Annotated in this window: 13 protein-coding genes and 1 pseudogene; 6 read left to right on the top strand and 8 right to left on the bottom strand. The window is 57.5% G+C overall.

Annotated features, from left to right (window positions below):
- On the top strand, positions 1-664 hold a 664-nt coding region (locus CAI21_RS18775; protein WP_116303706.1), incomplete at its 5' end, for a HEPN domain-containing protein.
- A gap of 143 nt (positions 665-807) precedes the next feature.
- Here CAI21_RS18775 and CAI21_RS18780 read toward each other — a convergent pair.
- Positions 808-2025 carry an MFS transporter gene (locus CAI21_RS18780; protein ID WP_116303707.1) on the bottom strand — a complete coding sequence of 406 codons (1218 nt, stop codon included), beginning with the start codon at positions 2023-2025 and terminating at the stop codon, positions 808-810.
- A gap of 297 nt (positions 2026-2322) precedes the next feature.
- On the opposite strand from CAI21_RS18780, the gene CAI21_RS18785 reads away from it, so the two are divergent.
- Positions 2323-2997, top strand: coding sequence for an ArsR/SmtB family transcription factor (locus CAI21_RS18785; protein ID WP_116303708.1), 675 nt, complete (start codon positions 2323-2325; stop codon positions 2995-2997).
- Between the two features lie 165 nt (positions 2998-3162).
- Positions 3163-4053, top strand: a complete 891-nt coding sequence (locus CAI21_RS18790) for a CPBP family glutamic-type intramembrane protease (protein ID WP_116303709.1) — start codon at positions 3163-3165, stop codon at positions 4051-4053.
- Here CAI21_RS18790 and CAI21_RS24230 read toward each other — a convergent pair.
- From CAI21_RS24230 to CAI21_RS18800, 3 genes are read right to left on the bottom strand one after another with little or no spacing between them, the layout of a single operon-like run.
- Positions 4050-4703: an FAD-binding oxidoreductase gene (locus CAI21_RS24230; protein WP_258868225.1), complete on the bottom strand. Its 654-nt coding sequence runs from the start codon at positions 4701-4703 to the stop codon at positions 4050-4052. The two genes, CAI21_RS18790 and CAI21_RS24230, sit on opposite strands and share 4 nt — an antisense overlap.
- Positions 4704-4744: 41 nt before the next feature.
- Complete coding sequence (locus CAI21_RS24235) at positions 4745-5410, bottom strand: FAD-binding oxidoreductase (protein ID WP_220348840.1); 666 nt, start codon at positions 5408-5410, stop codon at positions 4745-4747.
- Complete coding sequence (locus CAI21_RS18800; protein WP_116303710.1) at positions 5403-6140, bottom strand: FadR/GntR family transcriptional regulator; 738 nt, start codon at positions 6138-6140, stop codon at positions 5403-5405. Before CAI21_RS18800 ends, CAI21_RS24235 begins: the two co-directional genes overlap by 8 nt.
- Positions 6141-6224: 84 nt before the next feature.
- Between CAI21_RS18800 and CAI21_RS18805 the strand changes: the two genes are divergently transcribed.
- The gene (locus tag CAI21_RS18805) at positions 6225-6836 is read left to right on the top strand and encodes a cysteine hydrolase family protein (protein WP_220348842.1); all 612 of its coding nucleotides are present in this window, start codon (positions 6225-6227) and stop codon (positions 6834-6836) included.
- A gap of 168 nt (positions 6837-7004) precedes the next feature.
- Here the strand turns inward: CAI21_RS18805 and CAI21_RS22955 are convergent, their stop codons facing one another.
- The 4 genes and pseudogenes from CAI21_RS22955 to CAI21_RS25275 form a co-directional block, all read right to left on the bottom strand.
- Positions 7005-7316 carry a hypothetical protein gene (locus tag CAI21_RS22955; protein ID WP_147305174.1) on the bottom strand — a complete coding sequence of 104 codons (312 nt, stop codon included), beginning with the start codon at positions 7314-7316 and terminating at the stop codon, positions 7005-7007.
- Between the two features lie 651 nt (positions 7317-7967).
- Positions 7968-8920 (bottom strand): annotated as a pseudogene (locus CAI21_RS18820) (BsuBI/PstI family type II restriction endonuclease).
- Complete coding sequence (locus tag CAI21_RS25270) at positions 8917-9348, bottom strand: hypothetical protein (protein ID WP_258869003.1); 432 nt, start codon at positions 9346-9348, stop codon at positions 8917-8919. The pseudogene CAI21_RS18820 and the gene CAI21_RS25270 overlap by 4 nt, the downstream one beginning before the upstream one ends.
- 23 nt (positions 9349-9371) lie before the next feature.
- On the bottom strand, positions 9372-10400 hold the full coding sequence (locus tag CAI21_RS25275; RefSeq protein ID WP_258869004.1) for an Eco57I restriction-modification methylase domain-containing protein: 1029 nt from the start codon (positions 10398-10400) through the stop codon (positions 9372-9374).
- Positions 10401-11348: 948 nt separating this feature from the next.
- On the opposite strand from CAI21_RS25275, the gene CAI21_RS18830 reads away from it, so the two are divergent.
- Together CAI21_RS18830 and map are read left to right on the top strand one after the other, a co-directional pair.
- Positions 11349-11555, top strand: coding sequence for a ParD-like family protein (locus CAI21_RS18830; protein WP_116303713.1), 207 nt, complete (start codon positions 11349-11351; stop codon positions 11553-11555).
- A complete protein-coding gene (gene map / locus CAI21_RS18835) occupies positions 11548-12360 on the top strand; it encodes a type I methionyl aminopeptidase (protein WP_116303714.1) in 813 nt (270 codons plus the stop codon). The genes CAI21_RS18830 and map overlap by 8 nt, the downstream gene beginning before the upstream one ends.
- The last annotated feature ends 87 nt before the right edge of the window (positions 12361-12447 follow it).

Genomic DNA, 12447 nt, shown 5'->3' on the forward strand with positions numbered 1-12447 from the left:
GGCGGAGGATGCCAACATCCGCAAGGCGCTGCGGGATGTGTGCAAGAGCCAGGGTTTTTCGGCGCGGGTGAGTCCCATTCTGCATGACATTGCCGACGTTAACGCCAACCTCTCCGACGGCCGGTATTTCTTCCTGGACATTAAGCGCGAAGGGCGGTTGTTGTACGACGCCGGCTGTGTCGAACTGGCCGAGCCGCGGGAATTAACACCCGTGGAAGCGCAGCGGATTGCGCAGGGGGATTTTGACCGATGGTTCAATTGCGCGAACGCCTTTTACGATGGCTGCCAGTTTTATGCGGATAAAGGACAGCTTCCTCTCGCTGCTTTCCAGCTTAACCAAGCTTCCGAAGCAGCCTATAAGTGCATTCTCTTGGTCTTTACCGGCTATTGCCCCCACGAGCATTTGCTGGAGTGGCTGGGCGAGCGCGCCGCGCTGTACGGCCCGGTGTACCGCGAGCTGTTCCCGCAGCTGGGCGAGAAAGAGAAAAAACGCTTCGAGTTACTGGATAAGGCGTATATCGGTGCCCGCTACAAGAAAGCCTTCCCGGTGTTTCCCGGCGACATCGACTACCTGGCCCCGCGCGTCAAGCGCCTGCTGGAGCTGACCGAAAGCCTTTGCCGAGAGGAAATCGAGCGGATCGGGCGAGAGGGTGTCCGACCTTAGTTATTGATTTTCAGCAACAGCAGGATATCCACCAGGTCCGTGTGCCTTGTAGATATCTGCTTGTTACTTTTCGGCCGCTGGCCCCGATGGCCATCGCTTCGGCAACCTCCAGCGTCGCCGGGGATGACATGGCAACAGTTCCCTTATCTATCAGGCTGGGTCGAGGGAGAGCCCACTGGCTGTGCGGCGGTATTCAACCAGAGCCAGAGTGTTGCGAGAGCCACCAATAGAATGGGCAGCAGCATAACGAGATTGAGGGCCTCCCAGCCGAGGTGGTGCAGTAGCGCTCCCGCCATCAGCGACCCTACGGCCACCAGGGAGAAGATAACCAGGTCGTTAATGCCTTGTACCTTACCGCGTTCGGCCTCAGAGTGGACAGTCGCCAGCAGGGCGCTGCCGCCCACAAATAGAAAGTTCCAACCGATACCCAGCAGTACCAGGGCTACCCAGAAATGAGCCAGACTGGCGCCAAGGTTGCTCACAAGAGCAGTGCCTGCAAGCAGTAGGGTGCCAGTCAGTAGGATGCGAGGGACGCCAAAGCGAGCGATCAGGCTGCCGGTCACGAAGGAAGGCGCAAACATGCCTAGAACGTGCCACTGCATGATGAAGGTAATCTGCTCCATCTCAAAGCCCTGGGCGCGCATCGCCAGCGGCGTGGCCGTCATCACTAGCGCCATAATGGCGTAGCCCGCCGCGCCGGCCAGCACGGCGACGATGAAACGCGGTTGGGTAGCGATGGCTGCCATGGAACGAGAGGTTTCGCCGGGTTGTGGCTCGCCGCTAGCGGGTACCCTGAGCTGGGTCAATAAGCCGATGGCCACCAGGGCGAGAATGGCGATCACCAGATAGGGGCCACCGGATGGCACGCTGGCAATTAAGTCGCTGGCGGCGCTGGCATTCCAGGGGCCGAGGAAGGCGGCTACAACGCCGCCGGCCATGACTAAGGAAAGCGCCCGGCTGCGAAAGGCGGGGCTAGCCACGTCAACAGCAGCAAAGCGGTAATACATGGCAAAGCCTTGGTAGAGACCCAGCAGCAGGTTGCCGACACAAAACAGCCAGAAGGAGCCTAAACCGATTGCGGCGAAGCTCAATAGGCCGCCGGCTATACCGCCAAGACTGGCCCCCATGATGAAGCCTCGACGTCTGCCTACACGCTTCATGTAGAGCGATGCCGGCAGGGTTGAGACGACAGTGCCCAGCATCATCATGGCGATCGGCAGCGTGGCCAGGCCCGGATCGGGGCTTAACTGCTGGCCGACCACCCCGCTTAACGTCATGACCGTAATCGAGGCCACCATGAACAGGATTTGACTGACCGCCAAAATGGCTACGTTGCGCTTTTCCAGGCGAGCGAGTTCCATGGGTTACCTTCTTGGCGGGTAAGTGAATTCAGAGCGGCAGGACTTGGTAGGCCTGCTCGGTGGCTTCTGCCAGCAGTTTGCCAGGACATCCATAATGCTGTGCTCAGCTCCCTCGGCGATCTCAGTGTGGCGGAGCCTTTCGGTGCCATAAGGAGGGCCGTCGATAGTAATGAGGGTATCCGTATGGCACGGGTTTTTATTTCATTCAATGAATCTATAGAATGATTGAGTAGAACATGGCGAGCTGTCAAGTGGCGCAGTATCTATGTCGAGTTTTTGGCCTTCAGAGGTTAACGGATGACATCGCAACAGGATCTTCTCGATACGTTGGCGCAAGTCGCCCGAGCTTTGGGTAACGGCCATCGCCTGGCATTGCTAAAGCGTCTGGCCCAGGCCGATGCGTCAGTGGAAGTATTGGCCAATACGGCCGGCCTCACGGTAGGTAATGCCTCTCAACACCTCCAACAGCTCCGGCGAGTAGGGCTTGTCACGGCTACCCGCGCTGGCAAGCAGGTGATCTACCGCTTAACCGATGAGCGGATCGTTACCCTGATGGAACTGCTCCGGCAGGTCGCCGAAACCAATCTGGCTGAGATGGAGCGTCTGGTAAGTCGGCTGTTCGCCGATGACAATGCGGGCGGTGCTTTGGAGGCAGTATCCAGGGACGAATTACTGGCTGGCCTGAAGCGTGGCGAGGTCGTGCTGCTGGACGTACGCTCCGAGGACGAATACGAGGCAGGCCATCTGCCCGAGGCGATCAACATTCCTCTGACACACTTGGAAGACATGCTGGACAGGCTCCCTCGCGATAGAGAAATTGTCGCCTACTGCCGGGGGCCCTATTGCACCTTGTCGCACCAGGCTGTTCAGCGTCTGCGGCAACTCGGCTATCAAGTTAAGCGTTTCGAGGAAGGCTATCCGGAATGGAAGGCCGCTGGCTTGCCTGTGACGGGGCAGGCGTCGCGATCATGAGCGATACCCTCTTGGTTCATGCTATCAGCCGGAATTTTTGATGAGTATGTCGCCGAAACAGGCACGACCGGGGCAAGCCTTATTCTAATCGTTGGCGCCGCGGCGATTGCCTACCGTGGTCGGTCGATAGATACTCTGGGCAAACCGGCGTAAGCAGAGGGTGTTATGGTTGCCATCGATCGGCGTTTGCCCGCTGGTGTCGCTCTTGGGCGTGCGCTGGCGGCGGCTGTATTAATGGGTGTAGTGCTAGCGGTGGCCAGCTTCATCGGCTCTGCGTTCGGTGCTTCGGCGTCATCATCCGACCCGTTCGGTGTTCGCTTGATCGTGGCCGGCTCGGTTGGTATCACCGTTGTGGCGGTGATCTTGCTGTTGCGGCGGCGCTGGGATCGGGCGCCGCTGGCCGGAATCGGCCTCAGCGGCGTGCGCAGAGACATGGCTGGGTTTCTCTTGGGGCTAGGTGTCGTGTCCGCCGCCGGAGTTGCCGTTATAGCTGTGCTCTCGCTGATCGGCGTGGCCCGCTGGTCGAGCTTCGACCTGCTTCACCTCTTGGTGTTTCTTGCTACAAATGCGGTGGTGGCACTGCTGTTGGAGGCGATTCCTGAGGAGGTTTCAATCCGCGGCTATGCCCTGACTGCCTTACGTATGCGCTATTCACGGCCTGTGGCCACCGTCCTGAACATCATGGTCTTCCTATGTGTGCCGGTGGTCGCATTGGGTGTCCAGGCTTTGCTGGAGTTACTTGCTAGTGCTGACGGTGCGACCTTTAGCTTGGCTCCGGGTGGGGTAAACCCGTTGATGTACTACCTAACACTCGCCGCCTTCGGTTTCATGCTTGTTTACGCTAGAGATGCAACCGCCTCGGCCACCGTGTGGACATGCATCGGAGCCCATCTGGCTTGGCTGACGATTAACCGTATTGTTTTGGGGCGTGCGACTGGCGTTGAGGTCGCTCTGGGGGAGGGCGCGACCTTGGTATTCTTTGCTGTGTATTTCTCTATGGCTGTGGTTGGCTTTAGCATTCTTCGAGGTCGTGCCGGTCTTTCTAAATTCGCCTAATAGCCTTTGCCGGGATTGAGAATGCCAAGCGGATCGAAAGCGTTTTTGATTCCGTGCATAAGCTCGACTTCTTTTGCGCCGGTCATGGCGGCAAGGTAGGGGCGCTTGAGCATGCCGATGCCATGCTCGCCGGTAATGCTCCCGCCAAGTTTCAGTGTGCCGGTAATGATGTCGCCGAAGGCTTGCTCGGCCGCTTGGGTGGCTGCGGAATCCAGCGCGTCGTAGACGATGGTGGGGTGCAGGTTGCCGTCGCCGGCATGGCCGAAGGTCGCGATCGTCACGCCGCGGCGTTTGGCTGCCGCGGCGCAGAGCGCAAGCAGGTCCGGAATGCGCGGGATCGGCACGGCAACGTCGTCCAGCAGGCAATGGCCTTTTTTCTCCAGCGCCGGCAGCGCTGCGCTGCGCGCCTGCATGAACAGCTCGCCTTCCGCCTCGTCCAGCGTCGTTTCCACCATGTCTGCACCATGCGCGCGACAAATGCGCGCGGCTTCATCGAGCACTGCTTCGCGGTCGACGGTGTCGGCCTGGGCGATGAGCATCGCCGCCGCGCTTGTATCTAGCTCCATGTGCGTGAAGTCTTCTACAGCGCGGACGGTGGCTTGATCCATCACTTCCAGGCGCGACAAGTTATGCCGCGCCTGCAGTGCCACAATCGCCTCGCCGGCGCGGACGAGTTCCGGGAAAAAAGCAATTAGCGTGCCGCTGGGCGGGGGGCCGGCAGCAAGCGCACGGTAATGCCGACGATGACCGCAAGCGTCCCTTCTGACCCGATCAGCAGCCGGTTGAGATCCAAGCCGGCGACATTTTTACGGGTAAGCGAGCCCGTGCGGATGCGCGAGCCATCCGCCAGGATTGCCTCCAAACACGCCACATGGTCGCCGGTCACGCCGTACTTAACGCAGCAGGCGCCACCGGCATTGGTTGCGACGTTACCGCCAATGCTACAGATGGCGCGGCTGGCAGGATCCGGGGCATAGGTAAGGCCATGCTCGCGCGCCCGGGCATTAAGGGTGCCGTTGAGCACGCCGGGCTCGACCCGCGCGATGCCCGCTACCGGGTCAAGCTCGAGTATTCGGTCGAGCTTGTGCAGGGCGAGGATGATGCAGCCATCAACCGCGTTGGCGCCCCCCGATAGCCCGGTGCCGGCACCACGGGTTACTACCGGTGTGCGGGTGGCCGTCGCCAGCCGAAGCGTGGCGATGACGGTATCCACCGAGCGGGCACGCACCAGCGCGGCAGCGGTGCCCGAATTGCAGAGCCCTGCTTGATCGTGCGCATAACTGGCGATGATCTCCGGGTCGGTGGTGAATTCCTCGTGCGGAAGCACCTCGGCGAGACGGGCGCGAAGGTCAGTCATGGGCCACCTGCTGTTCGTAGAAATCTCGGATGTGCGCGCCGACGCGTTGTGCAGCGAGTGAGCCATCGCCCGCGCAGGCCGCTGCGAGAATGGCGCGATGCTCTCGATTTAATTTGGCTGTTACCGCGGGCAGATCCTGCGCGCGCTGAAGGGCTACGCGCAAATGCTCTGCCATCGTTCCCCGCAGCACGTTGTTAACGAGTACGTACGCAGCGTTCCCGGCGGCATCGATCAAGGTAGCGTGGAAGGCGACGTCGGCGTCGATAAAGCACTCGATGTCATCGGCCGCTGCGTCCATCTCGGCGATGGCATCCTCAGCGCGGCCGCGCCCCTCGTCATCGAGCCGCGCAGCCGCTAGAGCGAGCGCCGATTGCTCGATGAGCAGCCGCAGCGAAACCAGATCCTGCAGCGGCACTTGCCCTAAGCGCAGCACGTTCTCAAGCGCAAACGCGGCGCTAGACACCGCTCCGCGCCCGTTCACCGTGGGGGTGCGCGTCGAAACGCGATCGCCGCCGGTGACCAAGCCTTGCGCCTGCAGAATTCGTAGCGCTTCGCGCACCGTCGAGCGTCCGACCTCGAAACGCGCGCCCAGCTCTTTCTCGCCCGGCAGCGGGGAGCCGTCGGGCAGTTGGCCGGAAACGATGGCATCGCGGATACGGCCAGCGACGATCACGCTCAGCGGCTCGCGGCCGACTGGCGACAATGCGGGTGATTCAGGTTTCTTATCCATGGCGGCAGTTTATATCTTGTCTGCTTGTCTGACAAATAGTAGGGTGGCAGATCCAAGTGCATAACACTTACAAGGAAGGCCACCATGACGATGACGATCGACCCGAAGAAAACAGCCGTTGTCCTGATCGAGTACCAGAACGATTTCACCAGCGAAGGCGGCGTACTGCATGAGGCCGTGAAAGACGTGATGGAGCAGACCGGGATGCTCGCCAAAACGCGCGAGGTCGTGAGCCGGGCGCGCCACGCCGGCATCACCGTCATGCACGCGCCCATCAGCTTTGCGCCCGGGTACAACGAGATTACCGACCACCCCTACGGTATTCTGAAGGGTGTGGTCGATGGCAATGCGTTTGTGAAGGGGCAGTGGGGCTCGGAGATCGTCGACCAGCTAAAGCCCGAGGAAGGCGATATTGTCGTCGAGGGCAAGCGCGGGCTAGACACGTTCGCCAGCACCAACCTCGATTTTATGCTGCGCAGCAAAGGCATCCAGACCGTGGTGCTCGGTGGCTTCCTGACCAACTGCTGCGTCGAGTCGACCATGCGCTCGGCCTACGAGAACGGCTATGAGGTCATCACGCTTACCGATTGTGCCGCCGCCACCTCCATCGAACAGCACGACAATGCGATTCAGTATGATTTCCCCATGTTCTCAAAGCCCACTACGGCGCAGGACTTCCTGGCCGCGCTTAGTTGAGCCCTTATAGAACACAGCATTCTTCCGCCGATGGATTGCCCCACGCATTGGGTCAGAAAAACCACGTGTTTGCGCTTGGTGTGGCCGAGTGCGAGGGGGCCGAGCTTGTTCGTGTGGCCGTTGAGTTCTTCTTCGTAAGGGGTAACGCTTGGCATAGCTGCGGGTTTGTTAAGCGCTTTCATTTAATGACCCGGCAGGCCATCGACTCAGTGTTCTTGCTGTAGCCTCGGCAATTTGCATTGCGGTAGGCGGCTCGCATTCGAACCAGTTGCCAAAGGATGCCGCAATTTTCCGATAGTCGGCTTCAGTGAGCTTGGCCAACATTGTCGGCGTTACAGCATCGCCGAGAACCTGCCAAATTGCCTCGCAGCATTCATGAGGTGAAGCGTCATTGAATGGGATAGGAGGAGAAACCAAATCACCGAATTCCTCCCCCATCGCACTCTCGAAGTCTATCCTTAAATTTTGGTCGTCTGACATAGGCGCTCTTGCCGCTTAACGAAGGTCACGAGTCGCGGCTGCGAAGCAGCCGCCGTGCATGGCTTTGTTAGGAATCTTCCGCACATCCCCTCGGCGTCAAACCGAAACGTGATTTGCTCTAGCACAAGTTCGCTCAGGCCGCTCCGTGCCCCGGAAATGCCTTTGCTGGACTTCAGATCGCCGTAGCAGTAGTTGGCGCCAGCGGGATTGTCAGGGCCGAGCACGGGCACCTCGAAATCGGGCGCTAGTTGATAGTGCGCGAGAGCGTTTTGGAAGTTAGTTGACCTATCCAAAGTGGCCTGCGGGGGACATTGTGAGTAGCCATTTTAACGGCGCTGTCGCACAGGTGGCTAATAACAGCGCCACCACCCCGAACACCAGTGGCCGAACCCTCCAGTTCCTGTGTTCGGAGAGCGCTTTGTAAGCTTGCCATAGACCGAGCACGAACAGGCTGCCCACAAAGTGAAACAGCATTACTGAAGCTGGTGTGTTGGTGACCAGCGGCCAGATACCTTCGACTATGGCGATGTAGAACACCCCAAAACCGAGCTTTGATACTGGCTGTCCAGTAGGCGGCACTGGGTTTCCTTCGTAGCTCCAACGTCCAAGCTAACCGGCGGCAATGAAAATTACCGCCCAGTGCAGCGCTTATTACCGTGTGTTGTAGGGTCCAAGGAAACGTTCGCCATTGAAATGAATAAGATGTGACGGTGCGTCAGCAACCCATACTTCAGTTTCCCATGCAATATCACCGAGGTATCGGCCCATGACGGCCCTGTTCGGGAAAGCGGTGACATAGACTAGGCCAGCGGTAGATCCGGCGAATAGCGTTGCCAACTCGGCATGACGCTTGCCATCGACCGGCCCGTGACTGGTGACGGACTCGACCAGTAACAACCAGTTTTTGCAGTGTAGTGCAATACCACATCAGGCATTTTGCCGTGTGAATCTACTTTGACACCTAAGTTCGCAAGTAGGGGAGCATCGAAGTAGCCCCACTTGTCGCCGGTATCTCCGGCATAGACCAGCGCACTACCCTGTGCGAAGCGTGGAGCGAAGTCTTCGATAATGGCGCGGATCAGCTCGCTATGCTCCCCAGGGCTGAGAGTGATTTCTTTGCCCGGCGCAATCTCAACCGGGATGCGATTCTGCTCCCGTTCCTTAGCGTATCTGGCAATGAGCGTTTCACGTTCAGCAAGATACGCGGTCAGCTTGTTATGCCACGCCGGAGTGCCGAATGTGCGTAGCAATGCAAGCGCGGTCGGTTCAATCTGATAAACCGCCTTCGGGCTATTCACCGGTCGGCCGGGTTCGTCCGGATTATATAGGGCCAGCCCCGCGTCGCAGAACTGGTGCATTGTTTGCCGACGAATTGTCTCGCGGGTATTCGGCGCATATTCTTTACCGTAGTGCTCCTTTGCCCAGTCCATGATTGGAGTAATACCCATGAGTGGGCTTTCTGCATCGGTCCAGCGTTTGCCTGGTGTTAGGTTCAACAACGCTAGCAGGCAGAGGGCGGAACGCTCGTTCTGTTGTGCTCGAGGCAGGCCTAAAGAAATGATGGTTTTTCGCGCAGCTTCGATGTAGTCGTCTTTTTTCGTCATAACATCAAATCCCTCAGCTTGGCGTCGATTTTGTCTTGCGCGAGAGTTTCCTGCTGCGTCGCCCACTCTCCAAGCTGGATTAGATCGTCCCGACTTGGGTACTTCATTAGTTTAAGGTCAGTTGCATTGACTTGTGTATGTCCGCTAAATCGCCGGAATTGTTCATCAACCGCAGTCGTGTTGAGGAATACCGCCAAACCACGAGCTAGCGATTCAGGCAGCCCCTGCTTATTCTCATGGAAGAGGTTTAGATGATTCTCGAAGCCCAGCATTGGCACGTTGCCAAAGGTGTTCGGCTCGACCACACTCGCTACGATTCGGCGCTTCTCTTCCTTGGATGAAAAGCGCCGGACTACGCAATAGAAGCCACTTGGATACAGCCATTTTTGGGTGTCGGCATTAAGTTCGATGGCGTTGGGTTTCTTCATTCCCTTAATAGGCCATGTGGTACCTACTTTGCTGAAATGGCCGGGATACAGTAGGGGCACGGTGCTCTCACTTGGCATGTCGCGCAGGTGCTTTTCAGTCGGAAATCGACCACCGGGCCCGTTGATACCTTAATGCCTATGTCAGCCAGTGTGCAGCGGATTGCTGGAGACAGCTCGATGGCGTTTTGCTCAGCCGATGTGGGTGCATGTATAAACCTCTCAGTATCATCCGGAAACACGATCCGATCGAACGGGTGTTCATGATAGGAGAGGTCGGAAAAGCTGTCATCAGAGGAGGTCGAAACCGTGACCGATCCCTGTCGCCCTCCACACTCTAGGCGGATGATAATGTTCTCCTGTAGAACATCGTCATCCTTGAAGGCCTTGCTGCGTGATTCAAACAGGTGCATGTGGCAAAGCGCCGCATGATCAAGGATGAAGTTACGAAACGGCCGGTAATATGGACCATTGCAGAAACTGCGAGGAATGATAGCTACGATTTGCGCGCCCGGCGCTGCGTGGGCCACTGCCAAGGCCACGAACGCGCTGTACAGGTTCACCGCTTCGATACCGACGCGTCGCAAGGCCGTCCGATGGGCCGACTGGCTGTTGATTTTCTTGTAGGGCGGATTAAGAATTGCGTGCGTATAGGGCCCTATAGGCGGCGAAAACAGATCGCCCGTTAATGATTCTACTGCGATATGAATAAAATCCTCCTGACGAATATTGGCAACAAAATCGCCCCTGTTATTGTAACTGTCTAGAATATGAGTCAGGTGCTCAATTAAGGCCGAGTCGAGCTCAAATGCATCTACAGAAACTCGCTTAAAACGAAATCCACCGCTTCTCCACCTATCTAGGAAAGCCGCCGATAACGAACCTATCCCTGCGCCTGCATCTAACAGGCGACAGTTACCTTCCCCGTCAGGGAAAAGGCTTGCCATGAAGGCAGCCGTCCTTTCAGGCGTCAGAAACTGACCGAGCAGCGACTTTTTTGTGGCCTCGGTGTTCTTTGATAAGAGCAATCTTTTCTGCTCAACCGTTGATAACAATTCGGTACCCCCTTCTTTGCGCCCTAACGCGGAGTTAAGCTGCGGTAAAGTCGTCGATTGCAACTTGAAGTTAGGCGTTTCACCTGAAAAGCCTCTAAAGGCCGCCTTCCGCTGCTTCCAGCCTGTCGACGCGTCGGGCGACAAAGCCGCTAACGGGTTCGTCGGGCTCCGATAGCAACGCCTGCTTAAGCGTCGGTGGCGCAGCTTCCCTATGATGTTTCAGGGGCAGCGAAACCCGGTGCTGTGTTTGTGGAAACGGGCTGTTCAGGCCATTAGCTATATTTGACAGGAAGCCCCTGAGTACGCGGCCCAAGATGTTTGAGAAGCGTTCCTGAGCCCGCACGATGTCGTCCCGGGTATTACCGTCCTATGCTGGCACTGTGGAGGACTCTTTGACCAGCGCCTCAGCATCTCTACGGGGTCATATTGTCGTCAATGCTAACTAGTCGACTTTCCGGAAGGCTCTCCCAGGGCTGAAGCCCGCCCCCCTGACTTAACGATTAGTTGCCGTATGCGCTTCATCTTGCCTGCTGTCCAACAGTAAGTAGATAATAAAACGCTGTGATAAAATACGGCAAATTGCCACGTAAGACGCAATTCGTCACTTCTCCATTGCGCCATCAAACCACTCAACAACTTACAAAACAACGCGTTAATTGTGCCACTTCGGCCACGATCTGGCATTAAAAGGCGACAGTCCTGGTTCGTATTAGGGGGATTTGTTCGCTATTACCGCTCGCTATTGGTTCAGGTGAAGGAGGCTGTGTAAATTCACGGTCTACAGGGAGGTAGCTTCTGTGAGTCAGTCCAAGCCTTTGGCACAGCAACAGGTGCGCGCAGCGGCTCGGTTTCGGCGGTGCTCGTGCGAGGTCGTGCGTCCAATAGCCTTCTTGCGGAGCCCTGTCTTGGAATATATGATCTGTATATAAATCATATACAGAGGTTGTTATGGGGATCGTAAAGATCAGCGATGAGCTGCACGACGAGATCCGCAAAGCCAGTTCGGCGATGGTGCGTTCGATTAATGCTCAGGCGGAGTTTTGGATAAAGGTTGGTATGCTCGCGGAAACCAACCCCCACATGACGTTCACCGAGATCATGAAGCAGCAGATGAAGCTGGCCGCAGTTGATCTGGAGCGGATTTCTAGTGAGTAAGGTGGTTATAAAGGGGGCCGACGCGCTGGAGCGGATGCGCGAGTCTGGCCGTCTGCTTGCGGCGGTGTTTGCATATCTTGATGCGCATATCGACGCGGGTATATCGACAATGCACATCGACACCTTGGCTGAGCGTTATATCGTCGATGTGCTGAAGGCGCGGCCGGCGAGTAAAGGGCAGTACGGGTTCGCTTTCTCGCTTAACACATCGGTCAACCGCGTTGTTTGTCACGGTATCCCGTCGGATACCAAGATCTTGAAGGCCGGCGATATCGTTAACGTCGATATCACGTTGGAGAAGAACGGCTACATAGCCGACTCCAGCAAGATGTATATGATCGGCGCGGTCTCGCCGGCGGCAAAACGCTTGGTCGATGTGACGTATCAGGCTATGTGGAAGGGGATTGAGGTGGTTAGGCCGGGGGCTACGCTCGGCGATATCGGCCATGCTATCCAGCAATGCGCGGAATCGAAGGGTTATTCCGTCGTTCGCGAATACTGTGGGCACGGTATCGGCATGACTATGCATGAGGAGCCCCAGGTGCTTCACTATGGCACTCCCGGCAAAGGGTTGGTGCTCAAAGAGGGCATGACGTTCACGATCGAACCTATGATTAACCAGGGTGCGGCCAAGGTGAAGGTGAAACGCGATGGCTGGACGGTCGTCACCGCCGATAAAAAGCTTTCTGCGCAATGGGAGCACACAATAGCCGTTACCGCGAACGGTTTCGAGGTGTTGACCTTACGCGAGGAGGAGAAAGCTCAGCGAGCCGGTGCTCTACAGGTCGGCGGGATGCGCACGTGAAACCGCACAGGCAAACCGACACCTGAAGCGATGCCCTTAATGGCGCTTCCAACGACACCTGCCGTATGTCCCGGCATCGCGCCGGCG

Source organism: Alkalilimnicola ehrlichii (assembly GCF_003399765.1).
Lineage (GTDB): Bacteria > Pseudomonadota > Gammaproteobacteria > Nitrococcales > AK92 > AK92.